The 440-nt window shown below is 73.0% G+C and carries 1 protein-coding gene; it reads left to right on the top strand.

Annotated features, from left to right (window positions below; genetic code table 11):
* Positions 1–440: RNA methyltransferase substrate-binding domain-containing protein (locus tag J5M67_RS28720; RefSeq protein ID WP_279381601.1), on the top strand; the 440-nt coding region annotated here is incomplete at both ends.

The following is a 440-nucleotide window of genomic DNA, read 5'->3' as shown; positions in this document are numbered from 1 at the left end:
CGTCTGAAGGTTCTCTACGGTTTTCATGCGGTGACCGCACGCATGCGGCACGATGCGTCGACGGTCGCGGAGGTGTTCTACGATGCGACGCGCCGCGATCGCCGGATGCAGGATTTCCTGCAGGCGGCGAAGGAGGCGGGGGTGCGCCTCATCGCCGCCGACGAGACGCGGCTCTGGGGGCTCGCGCATACCGAGCGCCACCAGGGCGTCGTCGCGCGCGTCGAGGATCTGCCGCTCGCGCAGAACCTCGCCGAGCTGCCCGACGGGATCGCCGGGCCCGCGCTCTTGCTCGTGCTCGACGGCGTGACCGATCCGCACAACCTCGGCGCATGCCTGCGCGTGGCCGACGCGGCGGGCGCGCACGCGATCATCGCGCCGCGCGACCGCGCGGCCGGCCTGAACGCGACCGCGGCGAAGGTCGCGAGCGGCGCGGCCGATAC

Source organism: Pseudomonas sp. 30_B (assembly GCF_017491605.1).
GTDB lineage: Bacteria > Pseudomonadota > Gammaproteobacteria > Pseudomonadales > Pseudomonadaceae > Pseudomonas.
This window is presented reverse-complemented; position numbering and strand designations above follow the sequence as displayed.